21 protein-coding genes and 1 pseudogene are annotated in these 20,245 nt (G+C 70.0%); 9 read left to right on the top strand and 13 right to left on the bottom strand.

Translation table 11 applies throughout. The annotated features are described in order from the left end of the window. Positions 1-202: 202 nt before the first annotated feature. Complete coding sequence (locus G9272_RS05445) at positions 203-1,114, top strand: helix-turn-helix domain-containing protein (RefSeq protein WP_171395468.1); 912 nt, start codon at positions 203-205, stop codon at positions 1,112-1,114. A gap of 42 nt (positions 1,115-1,156) precedes the next feature. Here G9272_RS05445 and G9272_RS05440 read toward each other — a convergent pair whose 3' ends face one another. The 3 genes from G9272_RS05440 to G9272_RS05430 all read right to left on the bottom strand — a co-directional run bounded on the left by G9272_RS05440 (position 1,157) and on the right by G9272_RS05430 (position 3,436). Beyond that, a complete protein-coding gene (locus tag G9272_RS05440) occupies positions 1,157-1,915 on the bottom strand; it encodes a nuclear transport factor 2 family protein (protein ID WP_171395467.1) in 759 nt (252 codons plus the stop codon). 127 nt (positions 1,916-2,042) lie between these two features. Continuing rightward, entirely contained in the window at positions 2,043-2,900 is an 858-nt protein-coding gene (locus tag G9272_RS05435) for an SDR family oxidoreductase (RefSeq protein WP_171395466.1), read from the bottom strand. 125 nt (positions 2,901-3,025) lie between these two features. Further along, entirely contained in the window at positions 3,026-3,436 is a 411-nt protein-coding gene (locus G9272_RS05430; protein ID WP_171395465.1) for a hypothetical protein, read from the bottom strand. Positions 3,437-3,665: 229 nt separating this feature from the next. Between G9272_RS05430 and G9272_RS05425 the strand changes: the two genes are divergently transcribed. After that, positions 3,666-4,385: a DinB family protein gene (locus G9272_RS05425; protein WP_171395464.1), complete on the top strand. Its 720-nt coding sequence runs from the start codon at positions 3,666-3,668 to the stop codon at positions 4,383-4,385. A gap of 36 nt (positions 4,386-4,421) precedes the next feature. Here G9272_RS05425 and G9272_RS05420 read toward each other — a convergent pair whose 3' ends face one another. Then, positions 4,422-5,015 (bottom strand): TetR/AcrR family transcriptional regulator, encoded by a 594-nt coding sequence (locus tag G9272_RS05420; protein WP_171395463.1) that lies wholly within the window; start codon positions 5,013-5,015, stop codon positions 4,422-4,424. 143 nt (positions 5,016-5,158) lie between these two features. Here G9272_RS05420 and G9272_RS05415 point away from each other — a divergent pair, with 143 nt between their 5' ends. Both G9272_RS05415 and G9272_RS05410 read left to right on the top strand, forming a co-directional pair. After that, the gene (locus G9272_RS05415; RefSeq protein WP_171395462.1) at positions 5,159-6,145 is read left to right on the top strand and encodes a patatin-like phospholipase family protein; all 987 of its coding nucleotides are present in this window, start codon (positions 5,159-5,161) and stop codon (positions 6,143-6,145) included. 1 nt (position 6,146) lies between these two features. Continuing rightward, positions 6,147-7,676 (top strand): flavin-containing monooxygenase, encoded by a 1,530-nt coding sequence (locus G9272_RS05410; RefSeq protein ID WP_171395461.1) that lies wholly within the window; start codon positions 6,147-6,149, stop codon positions 7,674-7,676. Here the strand turns inward: G9272_RS05410 and G9272_RS05405 are convergent. After that, positions 7,636-8,103 (bottom strand): winged helix-turn-helix transcriptional regulator, encoded by a 468-nt coding sequence (locus G9272_RS05405; RefSeq protein ID WP_171395460.1) that lies wholly within the window; start codon positions 8,101-8,103, stop codon positions 7,636-7,638. The two genes, G9272_RS05410 and G9272_RS05405, sit on opposite strands and share 41 nt — an antisense overlap. Positions 8,104-8,194: 91 nt before the next feature. On the opposite strand from G9272_RS05405, the gene G9272_RS05400 reads away from it, so the two are divergent. Then, complete coding sequence (locus G9272_RS05400; protein ID WP_171395459.1) at positions 8,195-8,695, top strand: PaaI family thioesterase; 501 nt, start codon at positions 8,195-8,197, stop codon at positions 8,693-8,695. A gap of 40 nt (positions 8,696-8,735) precedes the next feature. Here the strand turns inward: G9272_RS05400 and G9272_RS05395 are convergent, their stop codons facing one another. Beyond that, complete coding sequence (locus G9272_RS05395; RefSeq protein ID WP_171395458.1) at positions 8,736-9,422, bottom strand: SDR family oxidoreductase; 687 nt, start codon at positions 9,420-9,422, stop codon at positions 8,736-8,738. Between the two features lie 111 nt (positions 9,423-9,533). Here G9272_RS05395 and G9272_RS05390 point away from each other — a divergent pair, with 111 nt between their 5' ends. Continuing rightward, on the top strand, positions 9,534-10,094 hold the full coding sequence (locus tag G9272_RS05390; RefSeq protein ID WP_171395457.1) for a TetR/AcrR family transcriptional regulator: 561 nt from the start codon (positions 9,534-9,536) through the stop codon (positions 10,092-10,094). Between the two features lie 88 nt (positions 10,095-10,182). Here the strand turns inward: G9272_RS05390 and G9272_RS45110 are convergent. The 4 genes and pseudogenes from G9272_RS45110 to G9272_RS05370 form a co-directional block, all read right to left on the bottom strand. Beyond that, a pseudogene (locus G9272_RS45110) lies at positions 10,183-10,528 on the bottom strand (lipocalin family protein). A 207-nt stretch (positions 10,529-10,735) separates the two neighbouring features. Further along, positions 10,736-10,867 carry a hypothetical protein gene (locus G9272_RS45880; protein WP_301272120.1) on the bottom strand — a complete coding sequence of 44 codons (132 nt, stop codon included), beginning with the start codon at positions 10,865-10,867 and terminating at the stop codon, positions 10,736-10,738. After that, positions 10,858-12,897, bottom strand: a complete 2,040-nt coding sequence (locus G9272_RS05375) for a protein kinase domain-containing protein (protein WP_253267713.1) — start codon at positions 12,895-12,897, stop codon at positions 10,858-10,860. Before G9272_RS05375 ends, G9272_RS45880 begins: the two co-directional genes overlap by 10 nt. Positions 12,898-13,095: 198 nt before the next feature. After that, positions 13,096-13,854 carry a DeoR/GlpR family DNA-binding transcription regulator gene (locus G9272_RS05370; RefSeq protein ID WP_171395455.1) on the bottom strand — a complete coding sequence of 253 codons (759 nt, stop codon included), beginning with the start codon at positions 13,852-13,854 and terminating at the stop codon, positions 13,096-13,098. Between the two features lie 359 nt (positions 13,855-14,213). On the opposite strand from G9272_RS05370, the gene G9272_RS05365 reads away from it, so the two are divergent. From G9272_RS05365 to G9272_RS05355, 3 genes are all read left to right on the top strand, one after another. Beyond that, positions 14,214-15,491 carry an extracellular solute-binding protein gene (locus G9272_RS05365; protein WP_171395454.1) on the top strand — a complete coding sequence of 426 codons (1,278 nt, stop codon included), beginning with the start codon at positions 14,214-14,216 and terminating at the stop codon, positions 15,489-15,491. Between the two features lie 130 nt (positions 15,492-15,621). After that, the gene (locus G9272_RS05360) at positions 15,622-16,548 is read left to right on the top strand and encodes a carbohydrate ABC transporter permease (RefSeq protein ID WP_253267712.1); all 927 of its coding nucleotides are present in this window, start codon (positions 15,622-15,624) and stop codon (positions 16,546-16,548) included. A gap of 50 nt (positions 16,549-16,598) precedes the next feature. After that, entirely contained in the window at positions 16,599-17,378 is a 780-nt protein-coding gene (locus tag G9272_RS05355) for a carbohydrate ABC transporter permease (RefSeq protein ID WP_171401851.1), read from the top strand. A gap of 16 nt (positions 17,379-17,394) precedes the next feature. Here the strand turns inward: G9272_RS05355 and G9272_RS05350 are convergent, their stop codons facing one another. The 3 genes from G9272_RS05350 to G9272_RS05340 all read right to left on the bottom strand — a co-directional run bounded on the left by G9272_RS05350 (position 17,395) and on the right by G9272_RS05340 (position 20,169). Next, on the bottom strand, positions 17,395-18,054 hold the full coding sequence (locus G9272_RS05350; protein WP_171395452.1) for a YceI family protein: 660 nt from the start codon (positions 18,052-18,054) through the stop codon (positions 17,395-17,397). Positions 18,055-18,268: 214 nt separating this feature from the next. Continuing rightward, positions 18,269-18,835, bottom strand: a complete 567-nt coding sequence (locus tag G9272_RS05345; RefSeq protein WP_171395451.1) for a carboxymuconolactone decarboxylase family protein — start codon at positions 18,833-18,835, stop codon at positions 18,269-18,271. Continuing rightward, on the bottom strand, positions 18,832-20,169 hold the full coding sequence (locus G9272_RS05340) for a hypothetical protein (protein ID WP_171395450.1): 1,338 nt from the start codon (positions 20,167-20,169) through the stop codon (positions 18,832-18,834). Before G9272_RS05340 ends, G9272_RS05345 begins: the two co-directional genes overlap by 4 nt. Positions 20,170-20,245 lie beyond the last annotated feature (76 nt).

Raw genomic sequence — 20,245 nt, 5'->3', positions numbered from 1 at the left:
GCGTGCGGGGCACGGTGCACCGGAGACGGCCGGAGTCGCCCTGGGGGGTGAAGGCGTGGTCCGTCGCGCAGCAGCTGTTGCGGACGAACAGCGCGTCGACATTCGTGGCCTTGTCTTTTTCTGCCACTCGGGTTGCTCTGTACCAGCAGTAAACTCCAACGTACGAGGAACTGAAGGTGTCATCGGGATACACTCCCGACTGATGATGGCCAAAAGCCGACAGGGTTCCTCGCGGGAGATCCCCGAGGTCCCGTTCGCCGCGCCGGCCGGGACACCCGCCGGCGTCGAGGTCATGTCGCTGGCCGACCTGCGGGGGCGGGTACCGGAGCGCAGCCTCACCCAGCCGCAGCGCCCCGACTTCCACCATCTGCTCGCCCTGACGTCGGGAGTCCTCCGGCACACGGTGGACTTCGCCGGTCATGTCCTGCGGCCGGGCTCCTGGTTGTGGGTGCGTCCCGGACAGGTGCAGCAGTGGGGCGACCTCACCAGGGCCGAGGGCACCCTGATCTTGTTCCGGCAGGACTTCCTCGACGCGGCCACCGCGACCGCGGCCCGCGTCGACGACCCGCACGCTCCCGTCGTCAGTACCCCCGTCGCCGAGGACGCCGAGGCGCTGAACCTCGCGGTGGAGCACCTGAGTCGCGAGTTCCGCGCACTCGGCCACCTGCCTCTGGACGTCCATCTGGCCGCCCTCCGCCATCTCCTGGCGGTCCTCGTGCTGCGTCTGGCCCACCTCACGGTCCCGGTCGCCGGTCCCGCCCCGGAGCCGGACGAGAACTACCTACGGTTCAGGGACGCGGTCGAGCGGCACTTCACGCGGACCCGCCGAGTGGAGGACTACGCCCGCATGCTCGGCTACTCCACGCGCACACTCGCCCGGGCCACGCTGACCGCTGCCGGGCTCAGCGCCAAGGAGTTCGTGGACCGACGGGTCGTCCTGGAGGCCAAGCGGCTGCTCGCGCACAGCGACCGGACCGCGGCCCAGGTCGCCGATCAGCTCGGCTTCGCCGATCCGTCCCAGTTCAGCAAGTACTTCCTGCACCGGGTCGGCCAGTCCCCGATCGACTTCCGCAACGTGGTCCGCGGCCGCGCCGAGGATCCCGGGCCGGGATGAGCGCGACGGTGCGCCCATGCCGGCAGTCGGTGTGGACCGCCGTCAGAACAGGCCGTTGGCGTGGGGGAGTTCGGCCGGGACGGGGGCGATGACGTCCCAGTGCTCGACGATCTTTCCGTCGGCGACGCGGAAGAGGTCGTAGTAGGCGACCGGCACCCCGAACTCGCCCTCGGACTGCGTCAGGACGAGATCACCCTCGGCGATGACCCGGTGGACCTTGGTGTAGACGAGGTTCTTGCCCTGCTCGGCCCACCGTGCGGCGGCCGCGCCGAAGCCGTCCAGCCCGTCGGCGGCCTCGGTGTTGTGCTGGTGGTACGTCTCGGTGGAGATGTAGTCGGTCAGGACCGAGTAGTCGGCGCCGACGAGCACCTTCTCCGCGAACTCGATCACCAGGGCGCGGTTGGCGTCGGTCCGGTCGGCGTCGGTGGCCTCGGTGGGACCGTCGGTCTGGGAGCGGCCCGAGACGGTGTCCTTGACGTACGGGGTCAGGGCGTCCCAGTGCTCGGCGAGCCTGCCGTCGGCGACCCGGAAGACGTCGAAGCCGACGAGCGGGTCGGGGCCGAAGCCGTGGTAGGTGCCGTGCAGGGCGACCAGGTCGCCGTCGGCGATGACCCGGGCGCCCTCGTAGCGGAAGTCGGGGCCGAGGCCGGCGACCAGCCCGCGCAGCGCCTCCGGACCGTCGGCCGCGAGGGAGCTGTGCTGGGTGTAGTCGGCGGCGACCCAGCGGTCCACGGCGGAGGGGTCCTTGTCGCCGAACAGTTCGGTGGCGGCCTGGAGGACCGTGTTCTTGGCGTTGCTCATGACTGTCTTCCTTGTCGGCGGCTGTGCGGGGGTGATGTGTTCAAACTAGGCCGACCTGGAAGGGTTGACGTCACCTTTTGACGACTTCAGATGGTCAAAAAGTGACAACAAGTGGCATCGCTTCGGCTCAGCCCCCGCTCGCGCGGATCACGTCGGCGAGCGGGGTGGCGGGGTGGCCGGTGAGGCGGGGCACGGCCTCGCTGACCCCGTCGAGCTCACCGGCGGCGACGGCCGTGTAGGTCGACACCCAGGCGTCGACCTGCCAGTCCGGGGCGCCGTAGGAGGCACGGGAGGCGTACGCCTCCTCGACCGTCTCGGGCTGATAGGTGACGGCGCGGCCCTGTGTCTCGGACAGGATCACCGCGCACTCCGCGAAGGTCAGCGAGTCGGGCCCGGTCAGGTCGTACACGCTGTCGGCGTGCTCGGCCGGCCGGGTCAGCACGGCGGTGGCGGCGTCGGCGACGTCGTCCTGTGAGACGAACGCGGCACGTCCGTGCCCGGCCGGACCGCGGATGACGCCGTCCTCACCGGCCACTTCGGGGACGAACTCCGCGTAGAGGTTGTCGCGCAGGAACGTGTACGACAGGCCGCGCGCACGGATGTGTTCCTCGGTGTGGAAGTGGTCGCGGGCGAGGGTGAAGGTGGCGTCGGGCGCGGCACCGAAGAAGGAGAGGTACACGAGGTGCTCGACGCCCGCCTCCGCCGCGGCGTCCACGAAGGTCTTGTGCTGGTCGAGCCGGTCGGGGCTCTCCGAGGCGGACACCATGAACACGGTCTTCGCGCCGTCCAGGCCGCGGACGACGGCGTCGTGGTCGCCGTAACCGCCCTGGACCGGTGTGGCGTCGGGCAGTTTCGGCGCCCGCTCGAGGCTGCGGACCAGCATCCGCTGGGCCACTCCCCGCGCGGCAAGGCGGCGGGCGACGCGACCGCCGATTCGGCCCGTGGCTCCGGTGACCACCAGGGTCGGTCGGGGTGATCCGGTCATGCTGACATCACTTCCGTCAGGTCGGTGTGGGTGGGTGACGCCGGTGTATTGAACCCGGCATCGAACCCCTCGACCAGCAGGCGCGCCCCTGGGCGCGTCGCGCCGGAAGAGGATGACGCCGGTGATCAGGCCCCGGTCCGGTCCGCGGTCGGCTTGAGGTGGTGCGCGGTCGGCTTGCGGAGGTTGCCGACGAGGCCGCCGGCCGCGCCCAGCGACACCAGCCCCATAGCTGCGGCGGTCGCCACGCCCTTCACACCGTCCATGGTCAGGTAGCAGAACGCGGCCACCCCGCCGTTGAACAGGAACAGGAACCAGAGCGTGGACGACTTCGACAGGAACGCCTTGATCTTCGGCTTCTTCGCGATGCGCGAGCCCGCCAGCAACGAGAGGGCGATACCGGCGTAGGTGGCCACGTTCTTCTCCGTGCCGTCGAGAACGGCACCGGAGGCGGTGCTCGCCACGAGGCCGCCCACGAAGAACGACCAGAGCAGCAGGTTGGCGACGAACGACTTCACGGTGGCGACGAACGACTTCACGGGAGTTTTCCTTCAGGCCGGGGGCGTGTGGTTCTTTCGATCTCTGACCTCCACGATCCCGTCCCGCGCTCGCCGCCACGAGGGACCGGCCTCCCGAACCCATGGTGTAGCCGGCTACACCACATGCCGTTCCGGGGGGCGGGGAAATCGGTGGCGCCCCGTGAGGTGAGCCGTTAACTTCCGCCTGAGCGCAGTGAGTTACGAGGCGCGACCGCGAGGGGAGCCACGCATGGAGACCGAGGGCGCGCGGCCCGACCGTCTGGGTCCACTGCTCGACCAGTTCGACCAGGCCAGGGAGATGGCCCAAGTGCGGCTGACGGGGCTCGGCGACGAGGAGTATCTGTGGGAGCCGGTGCCCGGTTGCTGGTCGCTGCGGCGCCGGAGCGAAGCGGCTACGCCCAGGGCGTTCGGGCCGGGGGAGTGGGTGCTCGACCTGGGCGCCGCGGACATCCCGGCGAACGAGTACGCCGAGGTCGCCCGGCAGGCCGCCGACGGCATGACCGTCGCCAAGATCGCCGAGGACTGGAGCGTGAGCGTCGAGCGGGTGGAGCAGATCCTCGCCCACACCGGCGCCCCGGAGCCCGACGCGACGCCGATCACGACGATCGCGTGGCGGCTGGGACACCTGCACTTCGAGTTCGCGGGCGCATGGGAGTGGACCTTCGGTGAACGGCGGCAGGACCCGAAGCTGATGGTCGACTTCACGCCCTCCGCCGCCCTGACCCTGGAGCGGTTCTGGGCGGTGATCGATCGCTGGCGGGACAGCGTCGCCGGCATCACCGACGAGCAGCTCGACACGGTCGGGTTCTCGCAGTACCCGTACAGCAACGACCGCGACTACCCGTACATCGGTGTGCTGACGTCGGCCAATCTCGAGTTCATCCACCACATGGCCGAGATCGCGTTGCTCCGCGACCTGTGGCGGTCCCGCTTCACCAGTCCCGGCTAGGCCGGGCGCCCGGCGCCCCGTGAGGGCGTCGCGGCGTCAGGGCTTCAGGTTCAGAACGAGACGCAGCGTGTCCGTGAGCACCGCGGTGGGGACCGACGGGTCGGCCACCCGCTGGATGCCCAGGCCGATGCCCAGACTGAGCAGGGTCATCGCGGCCTGGTCGGCGGGCATGGCCAAGCCGGCCCCCAGTTCCGCGGCGAGCGCTTCGAGGAGCTGAGCCAGCACTTCGCGGACGGCTGTGGCGCGCGCCGTGATCTCACGCCGTAGCTCGTCGTCATGACGGGCGCGCGTGAGGAACTCGACCTCGAGCGTGGTCCACGCCTCGTCGCCGATATGCGCTTCGCCCCAGGCGGAGAAGGCCGCGAGGCGGACGTCGAACCGGTCGTCGCCGGTGACGGAGTCCGTCAGCAGCCGCAGCTGCTCGGCGCGGATGTCGTCGATGGCGGCGAGGCACAGATAGTCCTTGTTGCGGAAGTTCGAGTAGACGGCTCCCTTGGAGAAACCGGCCGCTTCCGCGACGTCGGTGAGGGAAGTGGCGGCGTAGCCGTTGCGCAGGAACAGCTCCCGCGCGGTGGTGACGAGCCGTTCACGAGTGCGTTCCTGGCTCTCGGCGCGGCTGAGGCGGGCCATGTTTCCGTTCCCTTGTCCGTCCTGTGCGGCTGTCCCGCGAAGTTCAGAGGCTCTCGGATCCTATCCCCGCAGGGCCTGTTCGCCGATTTCGGATACCGCTAGTATCCGGATCTCGTCGGTATCGCAAAGGGGCGGAGACTGCATTGACCACGACCGACAGGCGAGCGACACCTTCCCGAGGGCTGGTGCTGGGCTGCGGCGGAACGCTCGGCGCGGCCTGGACGATCGGCGCCCTGCACTCGCTCCAGGAGGCCCTGCGCTGGGATCCGCGCGACGCGGACATCCTGGTGGGCACCTCGGCAGGGGCCGAGGTGGCCGCCATGCTGGGGAGCGGCATCGGTGTGCGGGATCTGCTGGCCGCACAGCTCGGGAGCGAGGACTCCCGCCCCGAACTGGCGCGCCACTTCGCGACACCGCCCCGAGGCGTACCGCCACGACCGGCGGCCCTCCTCGGATCCCCACGACTCGCCCGCCGGGCGCTGGGCGGCGCCCTGCCCGCGCTGACCGGTCTGTCCGGCCTGTTGCCTCGGGGCCGGGGCGACGCCACCTGGCTGGCGGCCGCCGCCGACTTCCTGGCACCGGACGGAAAGTGGGTGGCACATCCCGCGACCTGGCTGGTGGCGACCGACCTCGACACGGGCCGACGCACGCCCTTCGGGCATCCCGACATCCCGCCGGTCGCCCTGCGGGACGCGCTGCGCGCGTCCTGGGCGGTCCCGGGCTGGTTTCCGCCGGTGCGTATCGGAGGCCGACGCTACGCGGACGGCGGCATCAGCTCCCCGACCTCGGCCGACCTGCTGGTGCCGTGCGGGCTGGACGAGGTGTACGTCGTGGCGCCGATGAGTTCGCTGACTCCCGGGCGCCGCAGCGGACTCGGCCGAGCCGAAGCGGTACTGCGCCGTGTCATGACCCGCATCCTGAGCGCCGAGTGCGCCGCGCTGAGCGCCGCCGGTACCCGCGTGATCCGCATCGAGCCCACGGCCGCCGACCTGGCCGCGATGGGCGGCAACTTCATGGAGCCGCGCCGCCGCCCGGCAGTGCTGGAGACCTCTCTCCGCACGACGCGGGCGACGGTCCGTGATCGCCTGACAGAGCCCGTGCCGTCTCCCCGCCCGCGTACAGGAGCCTGACATGTCCCGAACCGACGGCACCACCGCGACCGTCACGCGCGAGACCCACGAGGTGGAGGCGCTGATCATCGGCAGCGGCCTGTCCGGCATCGGAGCGGCGGTCAAGCTGCGGGAAGCCGGTCTGCGCGACCTCGTCCTCATCGAGAAGGCCGACGAACTCGGCGGCACCTGGCGGGACAACACCTACCCGGGCTGCGCCTGCGACGTCCCCTCCGCCCTGTACTCCTACTCCTTCGCGCCCAACCCCGGGTGGACGCGGGCCTTCGCGGCCCAGCCCGAGATCCGCGCCTATCTGCACCGCACGGCGGCCGCGTACGGGATCACCCCGCTCATCCGCTTCGGCACCGAGGTCGTCCGCGCGCAATGGCACGCGGCCGAGGCGCGCTGGCACGTCGAGACCAGCCGCGACCGCTACTCGGCGCGCTTCCTCATCTCGGCCGCAGGGCCCTGGCATGAGCCGTTGATTCCCGAGATACCCGGGCTCGCGGATTTCTCCGGTGAGGTCTTCCACTCCTCGCGCTGGCGGCACGACCACGAACTGGCGGGCGCGCGGGTGGCCGTCGTCGGCAGCGGCGCGTCGGCTGTGCAGTTCGTGCCCGCCATCCAGTCGCGGGTGGCTCGGCTGGACCTGTTCCAGCGGACCGCGCAGTGGGTGCTTCCCAAGCCCGACCACCATGTGCCGGGGGCCGAACGCCGGCTCCTGCGACGCTTTCCGGCCGCACAACGGGCCCTGCGGAGCGCGGAGTACGCGGCGATGGAGACCCTGGGCCTCGGGTTCCGGCATCCGGCAATCCTGCGGGCGGTGCAGAAGGTGGGCACCCTCCACCTCAAAGCCACGGTGAAGGACCCACGGCTGCGCCGGGCGCTGACACCCGACTACACGCTCGGCTGCAAACGGCTGCTGCTGTCGAACACGTACTACCCGGCACTGACCCGGCCCAACGTCACCGTCCACGCCACGGCGGTCGAGGCCGTCCGGGGCAACCGGGTCGTCGGCGCGGACGGCACCGGCGCCGACGTCGACACGATCATCCTGGGCACGGGCTTCCACATCCTGGACATGCCCATCGCCCAGCGGGTGTTCGACGCCGACGGCGTCCGCCTGGGCGAGCACTGGAAGGGCAGCCCGGACGCCTATCTGGGTACCACCGTCAGCGGATTTCCCAACGCGTTCATCCTCCTCGGGCCGCATCTCGGCACCGGGCACTCCTCGGCCTTCATGGTCCTCGAAGCCCAACTGGAGTATCTGGCGGGCGCGGTGCGGCACTTCCGCTCGGCCGGCTGGGCCGGCATGGACGTCCGTCCCGAAGTCCAGGCCGCCTTCAACGCCGAGGTACAGCAGGCCCTTCCGCCCACCGTGTACAACTCGGGTGGATGCTCGAGCTACTACCTCGACGGCAACGGCCGCAACAGCTTCAGCTGGCCCTGGTCGACGGGCCGGATGCGCCGCCGGCTGGCCGAGTTCGACCCGGAGGCGTACGACGTCACGCTCACGAGCGGGGTCGGGCGCCCGGTCCCGGCCGGGCGGTGACCTCCCCGGGGCCGAGGGCGGAGTGCTCCGCGGAGCACTCGACGACGACGCGGAGCGGAGCGCCGCAGTCGGTGTGGCGCACGTCCAGTACGGGGCCCTCGGAGTCGAGGGTGTACGCCTCGCCCCACTGGCTCAGTGCCATCAGGACGGGCCACAGGTCCCAGCCCTTGCGGGTGAGGCGGTACTCGTTGCGGGGGCGGCTGCCCGGCTCCTGGTAGGGGACGGTCCTCAGGATGCCGGCCGCGGTCAGCTTCCGGAGGCGGTCGCTGAGGACGGCCTCCGACAGGCCGATATGGCGGTGGAAGTCGTCGAAGCGGCGGACTCCGTTGACTGCGTCGCGCAGGATCAGCAACGTCCATTTCTCTCCGACCACGTCGAGCGTGCGCTGGACGGGGCAGTTCTCCGTGCTCGCCTCAAGCCACTCCATCCCGCCATCGTAGAGCCCTGGCTTCGTCATTGACAGTCAGGCGAGGGGGAGGCTAGCTTCACTTGAAAAAGCCAGATGGAGGCGCTCGGCTGTGGGACGAACACGTACGTATCAGTGGGAAGATCCGGCGATCCTGGCGGACGCCGCCGGACGCATGGGCGGTCTCGACTTCCTGCGCGAGCTTCAGGCGGGACGGCTGCCGGCACCGCCCGTCAGCTACGCCCTCGACTTCACCCTGGACGAGGTGGCGCCCGGCAGGGCCGTGTTCTCCCTGACGCCCGGCGAGGAGCACTACAACCCGATCGGCAGTGTCCACGGCGGCATCTTCGCCACCCTGCTCGACTCGGCGGCGGGGTGCGCCGTCCAGTCCACCCTTCCGCAGGGCATGGCCTACACCTCGCTCGACCTGACGGTGAAGTTCCTGCGGCGGATCACCGCTGACACGGGCACCGTCCGTGCCGTCGGCACGGTGGTCAGCGGCGGCCGTCGAACCGCCCTCGCCCAGGCGCAGTTGTTCGACGCGACGGACCGTCTCCTCGCCCACGCCACCAGCAGCTGCCTGCTCTTCCCGGTGCCTCGCCCTCAGGACTGACCCGGCTCCGTGCGGGACCGGGCCGTCCGGCGAGACTGCCTCATGCCGCGCTCGGCGCCGCGGCCAGTCCCTGCTTGACGTACCGCGTGGTCTCGTCGGCGAGGATCTCGGGCAGGCCCTTCTCGAGGCCGATGAGCGCCTGGGCGGCGACATCGGCGGGGGCGGCCTTCTGGTCGGCGGGCACGGCGGCGGCCATGTCGGTGTCCATGTAGCCGACGTGCAGGGCGGACACGGTGATGCCGCGGGGCGCCAGCTCCTCCCGGCTCGCGTTGGTCAGCGCCCATGCGGCCGCCTTGGCTGCCGCGTAGGAGCCGAGGCCGGCCGGGTGCAGCCAGGAGAGCACGGACAGGACGTTGAGCACGGCGCCGCCGCCGTTGCGCTCGATGACCGGGGCGAAGGCGCGGGTCACGGCGAGCGGCCCGAAGAAGTTCGTCGCCATCTCCAGTCGCACCGCGTCCAGGCCGCCGGCGATGAGAGGTGTGCCGGTGGAGATGCCCGCGTTGTTCACCAGCAGCGTCGCGTCGGAGGCCACGCGGGCCGCGGACAGGATGGACTCCTCGTCCGTGACGTCCAGGCGGAGCGGGGTCGCGCCGGCCAGGTCGACGGTCTCCGGGCGGCGCGCTGCCGCGTACACCTTCGCGCCACGCTCCAGGAGCTGGGTGGCCAGCTCGCGTCCCAGTCCGCGGTTGGCGCCGGTGACCACTACGACGGCGTCCTTGAGTTCCATGTCCGCTCCCAGTGCTGTGGACCCCGGGCGAGGGGGCCGCTGTTAGATTACGTTCGCAATCTAAACTGAGCATAGAATAGATTGCAACCGACATTCAACTGAGGAGCGTCGATGGGTCGTGTGTCACAGGCGCAGGCGCGGGAGAACCGTGAGCGGGTCGTGCGAACCGCCTCCCGGCTGTTCCGCGAGCAGGGCACGCACATCAGCGTCGCCGACCTGATGAAGGCGTCCGGGCTGACCCACGGCGGCTTCTACAAGCAGTTCGCGTCCAAGGACGCGCTCATCGACGAAGCCACCGCCCATGCCTTCGGTGAACTGGCCCAGCGCCGCGCGGCCGCCCTCGAGCAGGGCACCGGACAGCGCGCCGCCGCCCAGCGGGCGCTGATCGACGCCTATCTGTCCGTCGAGCACCGCGACAACCCGGCGGAGGGCTGTCCCACCGCCGCGCTCGCGCACGACATGGCCCGTGAACCCGGCGCCGACGGGGCGCATCGCGTCTACACCGAGGGAGTGGGCGATTTCGCCGAGTGGCTCGCCACCGATGACGAGGACGGCATCGCCCGACTGTGCACGATGCTCGGCGCACTCGTCCTGGCCCGGGCCACCAAGGACTCGCCCCTCTCCGAGGAGATCCTCGCCGCCGCGCGGACGGCCCTGACGGAAGCGGGCTGATAGGGCCCCGCTCGGGGCGCACCCGGCGGAGCTCCACCGGACGGCCGGGAGAGGCATGGCCCGCTCTCCCGGCCGGGACGGGTTCCGGTCAGGTCGGCCGCGGCGGGTGGATCTCGGTGTAGCCGATGCCGGTCACGGGTGAGCCGGCGATCTCACCGCGCACGCTGACCGATCCCTCCCAGTGGACGGCGCCCACGGGGGACAGCAGATTCAGCTCCTGGTCGACCAGGTCAGGTGTGACGGTCAAGCGGCCGCCGGGCACGGTCACCTGCCACCCGGAGCCGTAGGTGATCCCCGTTGTCGGACTGGTCCATGAGGCGGTGTCGGTCGTGCTCAGTCTCGAGGGGCACAGGTTCGGGGTCCGGCCGCTCGGGTGGATGGGTTCCGATGGTCTCGACGATCTCCCCGGACGTGTCGCGCACGAAATACAGCATGTACTGCCTGCCGTCGGTGAGGTGGACGCTGAACCAGTCCCACCCGGCGCCGATCGTGAAATCGTTGTCACCCCACGGGTGATCCCCCCACGACAGCCCGGTCACCTTCACCGGAACCCCGTGGTCGACGATCGTCCCACTGGCTTGCCTGGACGTCACGAGTAGTGCTTCGAGGTGCCCAGGGGGCCGTACGGGATGGTGCCGCGCTCACCGTGCGAACTCGCCGGGTGTGTCGGGAACCGGATACGAGTCCGGCGTGCCCGCGTACTGGAAGGTGCCCCTGGTGAGGTCGCTGACGGCGAAGTGCCCGAGGTGACCGCTCCGTGCCGTCAGCCCCATTTCCACGCCTGGTTGGTGCTGCCCGCGCAGCTCCACGCCTGGACCCGCTGACCGTCCTGGCCGGATCCGGCGGCCTCCGCGTCCAGACAGAAGCCGTCCGGAACGCTGACCAGGGTCCGGACACCGGACACGGCGGAGGTACCCAGCCGCCACCGCTGCGCGGCCAGCCCGTTGCACCGGGTGCTGTGGATCCCGTGGCCGTTGTGGCCGGCACCGGCGGCGTCGGCGTCCAGGCAGCGGCGATTGCCCTGGTTGACGACGATGTACTGCGAGGCCTGGCCCGGCACCGGGTACAGCGCCCACTGCTGCTGGGACGCGCCCGTGCACTCCCACACCTGGACCGTCTGGTCCTCGCTGTTCGCGGTGCCGGTGTCGGCGTCGAGGCACCTCGCCACGTCGACGGTGTTCACGGACTCGGTCACCGTGACCGTGCCGGTGCGGACGGCGCCGCCGGGTCTGCTGTACAGAAGTGCCCTGGTCTTCTTGTCGACCTTCCCGTCGGCGGTGAGGCCGGCCTCGGTCTGGAAGGCTTTGACCGCGGCGAGGGTCCGCGCCTCGAAACGACCGTCCGTCGCGACGTCCAGGCCGTAGCCCGCGAGGAGGCGCTGAAGGGCGGCGACGCATTTCCCGCTGGAGCCCGAGACGATCTCCGCGAGGCACTCGGCGGCCCGGAGGTCCAGCGTCCCGGCATCCTGGGTGGCCGTAGTCCCGGGAGGCATGGTCGGTGCGCCGTCGGCCCTGGAGGCCGTGGGGGTGGGGGACGTCACCTTCGACGAGGCACTGGGCTTCGACGCCGAGGGATCGGTCACGGCCGGCGTGGCCGCCGGCGCCGGTTCGGCCGTCGCGGGGGCGTCGTCCGGGTACAGCAGCGCCACGGTGAGGCCGCCGGTGACCAGCGCGGCCACGGCCGCGGCGGGCACGATGTTCCTGCGCCGACGGCCGCGCGCAGCGGTCGTGGCGGGTACGGCGGCGGGCGGTTCAAGGTGCTGCGCCGAGGGCGGATCGCCGGGGGAGGGCGCACCGACCGGGGCGGTACCGGCTCGCGCGGCGGAAGCGGGCTGCGCGCCAAGGGCGGGGAACGCGTTGGCCGCGGGTAACGACATGGACCGGCGCGGGTCGGCGGCGGGCGCCGACAGCTGGTGTCCGATGGCGGTCCTGAACACCACGTCCGGTGCCGGTCTCAGCTCGGCGTCCTTGTCCAGACACAGGCGAACGAACGAGGCCAGCTCGGCGTCGACGGCCGCCACCTTGTCGAGGATGTCCTCGCGCGGCGGGTCGAAGGCGACCCGGTGCAGCACGTCGACGCCGGTCCCCTCGCCGAAGGGAGCCTCGCCCGCGACCGCGTACGTCAGCGTGGAGGCCAGGGTGAAGACATCGGACGCGGCGGTCACCTCCTGGCCCCGTACCTGCTCCGGGGACATGAAGGCGATCGTGCCCACGTTCTGGCCGGTCGTGGTGATGGAGGTGCCGTCGGCGGCCTGGACGATGCCGAAGTCGATGACCCGGGCGCCGTCGGCCGCCAGGATCACATTGGACGGCTTGAGGTCGCGATGCACGATCCCCGCCCGCCACATGGCCTCGATCGCCCGGCCCAGGTCGGCCATCAGCCGCCAGGCCGCCGCCGCGTCCAGCGGCCCACGCCGCTCGACGGCGTCCTCGAGCGTGGGCCCCGGTATGTACTCGGTGGCCACCCACAGCAGCTCGTCGTCGCTGCCGCTGCCCATCAGCCGTACGGTGTGTGCTCCCTGGACGCTGCCCAGCGCGTCGACCTCCCGCGCGAAGCGTTTCCGGAACCGCGGGTCCTCCGCGTACTCGGGCCGGATCACCTTGACTGCGGCCGGCCCCGGCCCGCCCTCTGTGTTCCGGCCGAGATAGACCCGGCCCATCCCGCCACTGCCGAGCACCGACACGAGCACATACGGGCCGACCCGCACGGGGTCGCTCTTCCGCAGCGGTGCCGGGGGCGGCGGTTCCATGCCTGCCGCCGCGTAGGCGAGCGCGTGGGACCGGCTGTGATGGGGGTCAGACATGGGGATTCCGGTCTCTCGCGTGACATGTGCGATGTGCGCGACTGATGTCGTTCAGCGCGAGACTATCGCAACGTCCTTGCGAAAAAGAGGAGTTGGTGTTCGAGGCGATTTCGAGTCGACGCGCTCGGTGGTGCGTCGCAGCACCCTCCTCCGCCCGGTAGGCCGGCGGGCCCCGGAAGCCCCGGCCGCCCGGGATCGTCAGTCTCCTACCTCGACCACCTCGACTCCCGCCTCGCGCAGCCGATTGCAGCTCTTCTCGTCCCCGGGCGCGTTGGTCACCACCATGTCGAGATCCTCCGGGCCGCACACCCGGGCCATTCCGGTGCCGGGGAACTTGCCCGCGTCCGCCACCAGGACCACCTGGGCGCTGGCGGCGATCATGGCTCTCTTGACGGGCACCTCGACGGCGGTGGTGTCCAGCACCTGTCCGTCCGGGCGGACTCCGCTGGTGCCGAGGAAGAGCCGGTCGGCGTGGACCTGGCGCAGGTTGTCCTCGGTGAGGAAGCCGACCAGGGACCGGTAGTCGCGTCGGACCACGCCGCCCAGAAGGATCAGCTGAACGGCCTTGTCGTCCTGGAGTTCCTCGTAGACGGCCAGGTTGCTGGTGATCACGGTCAGGGACCGCCCGTGCAGATGGCGGGCCACCCGGTGGGCCGTGGTGCCGATGTCGAGCAGCACGGTCTCGCCGTCCCGGACGAGGTCCGCGCACCAGGCGGCCAGGGCGTCCTTCGCCTCGACCCGGACGCCGGCCACGTCGGCGAACGGATCGTCCTCACCCATGACCGGGGCGGCACCGCCGTAGACCCGCTTGAGCAGTCCCTCGTCCTCCAGTTGCGCGAGATCGCGCCGGATCGTGGCCTGGCTCGCCCCGACCTTCTCGGCCAGGGCGGCCACGGTGGTGGGCCCGTCCGCGCGCAGGGCGCGCAGGATCAGCTGATGTCTTCGGTCAGCGAGCATGCGGCAGACCATACTCGCCAACGCGTCAAACTCAAGCAAAGTCGCGCAGAGATGTCTCGATCTGCGCTTGACTCTTGTCAAAGCCGCGCACCGGGTGCACTCTCTTGCGTAATTCGGAGCCAGGCCCGGACCCCACTCCGGTCGGCCGAAGCGGATGAACGGCATATTCCGCCGCCACGACGCGTCGGCACCGTCTGAGAGGACCAGGTCACATACCCCGGGTGGCTGAAGGGTTCCCCCTCACGCCGATGCTCTTCAGCCACCCGGCCTCCCGCCGCGCCCCCTGCGCGGCCCTGACTCGCACAGGTCCTGTCGGACATGCCGGACACGTCGAACTCGCCGAAACCCAGGAGAAGATCGTGGACCTTTCCCGCAGACGGTTCCTTCAGGCCGCCGTACTGACGGCCGCCGCCGCCGGCGCCACCGCAGCGTGCGGCGGCGGATCCGGGTCGAGCGGTGCCAAGGACAGCAAGAACCTGACCCTCTGGTACTGGTCCGGAGGGCTGAGCGACAAGGTCGTCGCGGACGCCAAGAAGCACTTCTCCGACATCAGCCTCAAGACCTCCGTGGTCGGCGGTGACTTCAAGACCAAGCTGCTCACCGGTCTGCGGGCCGCGCAGTCCGCCCCGGACATCACCGGCATCAAGGGCGAGGACATCGCCTCGTTCCTGCCCAACGCGGACCGCTTCGTCGACCTGAAGACGGTCGGCGCGGACAAGCTGGTCCCGCAGTACCTGTCGTGGAAGCTGAAGCAGGCCACCACGCAGGACGGCAAACTCATCGGCTTCCCGATCGACATCGGCCCGTGCGCCACCTTCTACCGCGAGGACCTCTTCGCGCAGGCGGGCCTGCCCACCGATCCCACCGAGGTCTCCGCGCAACTCGCCACCTGGGACGACTACTTCAAGGCCGGCGTCGAGCTGCACAAGGCCGTGCCCAAGACCTTCCTCGTCAACAACATCGGCTCCGTCTTCACCATGGTCGTCGGCCAGGGCACCCAGCGGTTCATCGACGAGGACGGCAAGTTCATCGGCGACCAGGACCACATCCGGGCCGCCTGGACCACCGCCGTGAAGCCCTACACCCTCGGCATCGACGCCAAGATCAACGACAACACCTGGAACGCGGCCATCAGCGGCGGCACCCTGGGCACCGAGATCGGCGCCGCCTGGCACGCGTTGGACATCAGCAACGCGGCTCCTGGCACCAAGGGCAAGTGGCGGGTGGCGAGCCTGCCCGGCGGGCCGTCGAACCTGGGCGGGTCCTTCCTGGCCATCCCCGCGACGAGCGGAAACCCCGAAGAGGCCTTCAAGATCATCAGCTGGATCCTCGGTCCGGAGAACCAGGCCCGCGGTTTCACCGACGCGGCTCTGTTCCCGACCGCGCCGGCCGCGTACAAGCTGCCGGCGCTGACCGGCGGCGACGCCTTCTTCGGCGGCCAGAAGACCATCGAGATATTCGGCCCGGCGGCCGAGAAGATCCCCGCGGCCTACGAGGCACCTGCCGACGCGGCGGTCTCCGCCCCCTTCTACAGCGAGCTGACCAGCATCGAGGCCAAGGGCAAGGACCCCGACGAGGCCTGGAAGGACGCGGTCGCCCAGGCCAAGCAGATCGCCCAGCGGCAGGGAGTGAAGTGACATGTCGTCAAGCCCGGTAGCCGGCCCGGCGCCCACCGGACCGACCTCCGGAACCGACACCGGATCCACCGGGCGGCACGCTCCGGACCGTGTCCGCGGTCCGGAGCGGCGCGCCCCCCGGATCAGGCCGGTGTCCGCCGGGGCCCGGCGCGGGCCGCGCCGAAGGGTCGCCGGGTACTGGCCGCAGTACCTGGCCATCTCGCCGTACTACTTGATCTTCTCCGTCTTCATGCTCTTCCCGGTGCTCTACACCGTGTTCCTGGCCTTCCAGAAGTGGGACGGCATCGGGGACATGCACTTCGTCGGGTTCCAGCAGTTCCGCTTCCTCTGGGACGACCCGGTGTTCTGGCTGTCCGTCCGCAACACCCTGGTCATCTGGGTGCTGTCGACCGTGCCGATGCTCTTCATGGCACTGGTGCTCGCGGTGCTGGTGAACTCCACCAAACGTCTCACGGCCTTCTACCGGGTCGCCCTGTTCATTCCCAGCATCACCTCGCTGGTAGCCATCGCGATCTTCTTCGGAGCGATCTTCAGCAACAACTTCGGCCTGATCAACGCGATTCTGCGGGCGCTGCATCTGTCGGCCGTGCCCTGGATGAGCAACGAGTGGACGATCAAGCTGGTGATCTCGGCGCTGATGACCTGGCAGTGGACCGGATACAACGCCATCATCTACCTGGCCGGCCTTCAGGCGATCCCCTCGGAGCTCTATGAGGCAGCCAGGATGGACGGCGCCGGACCGGTGCGGATCTTCCGCTCCATCACGATCCCGCTGCTGCGGCCCATCATCCTGTTCACCGTGGTGATCTCCACGGTGACCGGCCTACAGAGCTTCACCGAACCGCAGGTGCTGTTCGGCAGCGAGGCGGCCACCAACCCCAACTCCGGTGGACCGGGCCAGGCGGGTCTGACCACCTTGCTGTACTTCTACCACCAGGCCTTCGACAACAACGACTTCGGTTACGGGGCCGCGATCGTCTGGGCCTTCTTCCTGCTGATCCTGCTCATCGTCGGCATCAACTGGCGCCTGGTGCAGCGTAAGGAGCGACGGTCGTGAACAGCCAGAACCGTAAACGCCTGCGGGGACTCAGCGTCCATGTCGTCCTGATGACCGGTGTCGTCATCTCGGTGTTCCCATTCTACTGGATCGTCGTCATGGCGACGAACACCTCGCAGGACATCTACCGCTACCCGCCGAAGCTGTGGTTCGGCGACCACCTGCTGACCAACATCCAGCACCTGTTCGACAAGATGGCCTTCTTCAGTTCGCTGTCCAACACGGTGATCGTCGCGGTCTGTACGACGGTGCTGGTGCTGTTCTTCGACTCGTTGGCCGCCTTCGCCTTCGCCAAGTACGACTTCCCCGGCAAGAAGTTCCTGTTCGGCGTGCTGCTGTCGATGTACATCCTGCCGACCCAGCTGGCGATCATCCCGCAGTACGAGATCATGGTCCAACTGGGCTGGCTGGGCACGCTCAAGGCGCTCGTCGTGCCCGCCGCCGCCAACGCCTTCGGCATCTTCTGGATGCGCCAGTACACCTCCACCAGCGTTCCCGACGAACTGCTGGACGCCGCCCGCATCGAGGGCGCCGGGTTCTTCCGGCTGTACTGGCACGTGGTGCTGCCGTGCGTCCGCCCGGCGCTGGCGTTCCTCGGCATCTACACCTTCATCGCCGCCTGGAACGACTACATCCTGCCGTTGGTGATGCTGGTCAACCCGGACCGTCTCACCCTCCAGGTGGCGCTGGCCCAGCTGTACGCCGGACACTCCACCGACTACAGCATGGTGATGGCCGGAGTGCTGTTGTCGGTCATCCCGCTGGTGCTGGTGTTCACTTTCTTCGCCCGTGGTTTCATCGCCGACGCCACCAAGGGGGCGCTGCGCTGACTTCACCGCGCGCCGGTCAGCCCACGGGAGTGGTGCGAATGGCGGCGATGTCGAACTGGAGGCGCACCTTCTCACTCACCATGGCGCCGCCCTCGGCCAGTCGCGCGTTGTACGTCAGGCCCCATTCGGAACGGTTGATGGTGGTGGTGCCGTCGAAACCGGCCCGTTCATAGCCGAAAGGGTCGGTGACATGTCCTATGTAGGTGAGTTCAAGGGCTACGGGACGAGTGGTCTCTTTGATGGTGAGGTCGCCGGTCATGCGGTAGACCTCGGGGCCCGCGAGTTGTACGGCGGTGCTGGTGAAACGCATACGCGGATAGGTCGCGGCGTCCAGGAAGTCACGGCCGACCAAATGCGCGTCGCGTTGCTCCACGCCGGTGTCGACGCTCGCGGTGGACAACAGGATCTCGGCCCGTGAACGGGCCGGGTTGCGGCCGTCGAAGTAGAGCCGGCTCTGGTACTCCGTGAAAGCCCCGCGCACGGTGGTCACCAGGGCGTGCCGGACGGAGAAGCCGATACGGCTGTGCGCCGGGTCGATCATCCAGTCGCCGGTCAGCGCCGCGAGGGCGGGATTCGGCAGGCCGGCGGTGGGAGCGGAGGGCGAGTCGGCGGGGCGTTGCGGAGCTGTGGGGGGAGCCGGGCGTCGTGAGGATGCGCCGCGGGTGAACAGGTTCATGGTTCACGTAGTTACTGCACCGCAGATATCGCCGCAAGCCGCCCTCGGGAGCGACGGCGGATCGAATCAGTACCGAAAGGCTGATACGCCGTCACCGAATGACCGGCGGATACAATACCCACACATGCTCGTCACCCCATGGCCAAGTGAATCCAAGGACTTCGGCGCGGAGTTCCGTATCGGACCCACTCGATGAAATCCGGGGAAACCGCCGTCAGGCCGGGGCGTCGAAGAGTCGTAGCTGGAGGGCCAGGGTGCTGTAGTAGCCCACCAGTGTGGACAGTTCGAAGAGGGTGCGTTCTCCCAGGGCGGCGCGGGCCGCTTCGTACGCGAACTCATCGAGTGCTCCGGACCGGTCGAGGAGCGCGCGGGTGAAGGTCCAGGCGGCCCGCTCGACGGGATCGGACAGGCCGGGGTCACGCCCCTCGCGCAGGGCCAGCAGTTCGTCGTCCGTCAGTCCGGCGGCGGCGCCGACGGGTTCGTGCGCGTGACGTTCGAAGGCGCTGTCCCAGGCCTGGGCGACCACGAGGATCGCGGTCTCCCGCAGCCGCGGGCCGAGCCCGGAGCGATAGCGGACCGCGGCTCCCAGGTCCTGGAGCGCGCGTCCCACGCCGGGGCTCAGCAGCATCGCGTTGAACGGTCCCCGCAGGCATCCGTCGTCGTCGGTGAGCGCGAAGTGCTGCGGCCCCGCGGCGCGCGGTCCGCCGGTGATCTCCGCGTACAACGCCCGTTGTCCGGCGTCGAGTTCGGCCGGGGCGAGCGGTCGCAGCCGGGCGCTCAACGCACTTCCTCCGCGACCGATGCCGCCAGCCCGGCCAGCTCGCCGTCCGTCAGGAGCCGGCCCTCGCGTGCCATCAACTCCCGGGCCCGGGTGAGCACCTCGTCCACCTGGGCCGGGGTCGGCTCCACGCCCAGGGCCGTCAGCTTGTCGGCCAGGGTGTACGGCCCGCTGTCCGGGGTGAAGGGGATCCTGCGGGCGTTGCCCACGGTGGCCGGTTCGAGGCAGTTGTGGAGGAGCGGGTCGATCTCCGTCTCCTGGGTGATGAGGTCCATACCGCCCCAGCAGAAGGCGTGGGTGCCGGTCACCGGATGGTTCCAGGCGGGGTGATAGTTCGTCAGTTCGGCTCCGACGCGGGCCAGTTCGGTCAGGGCTTCGGTCCTGACACCGGTGCGGACGCCGTACAGCGCCTCGAACGCGAGCGCGGTCGCCGCCAGGTCGGCGTTGCCGGGACCGCCGCAGTAGCCGTTGACCGACAGTTCGACGGCGGTGGCGCCGGCCCGGACCGCGGCCACCGCGCAACCGACCGCGAGGCCGAAGGTGTTGTGCGGGTGCAGCCCGACCTCGACCTGGGGCGCGCGGGCCTTCGTGAGCCGGACGAGATGCGCGAACGCCTCGGGGCTCATCGCGCCCGGGCCGTCGAACAGGGTGAGTTCACCCGCTCCGGCCCCGGCGAGGACGGCGACGGACTCCTCGTGGGTCTCCTCGGTGGCGTACGAGACCATCAGCAGCGGCACGATCACGTCGAGGCCGCGATCGCGCGCGTGCGCGACCAGCCGCGCCGCGCGGGCCAGTACGGCGGACCGGTCGCGCGGGGTGTCCGGAGCGCGCCACTGCTCACCGCGCCACGACCGGCCGTACACCGGGGCCTGGTAGATCAGCGAGGTCTCGCCGAAGCCCTGCACCCAGACCTGGACGGCGTCGTAACCCGCCGCGGCCGCCCGGTCGATGTCGTCGGGCGAGCGCATCAGCGGGCACACCACCCGGCAGTCCGGGTTCTCGCCCTTGACCAGCTCCACCTCGGTCTTCAGCGCGGTGGCGTCCCGTCCGCCGAGCCCCGCCGTGACGACCTCCGGTACCCCGCAGGCGACGAGCCGCCGCAGGAACGCCGTCTTCGCCTCCGCAGGAGCCACGACGCCGGGCAGTGTCTCGACCGAACGCAGTGTGGCGTCCCGCAGTCTGACCGTCGTCGGCAGTGAGCCGGTCACCTCGGTACGCCGGTTGAGCGGACTGACCGACCAGCGCCCGGGCTCGTACGCGCCGGGTGCGCGCCGCGTCGCCAACTCGGCCCGGAAGCGGGCGATCTCGTCCGGTGTGAACACGGGCGGCTTGTCCATGGGCCTCCTCGGTGCGGTTGCTCCCCTCATCCAAGCTCTGTGTCGACACTATTGGCAATAGTTCTACATCTGCTGT

Source organism: Streptomyces asoensis (assembly GCF_013085465.1).
GTDB classification, from domain to species: domain Bacteria; phylum Actinomycetota; class Actinomycetes; order Streptomycetales; family Streptomycetaceae; genus Streptomyces; species Streptomyces cacaoi_A.
This window is presented reverse-complemented; position numbering and strand designations above follow the sequence as displayed.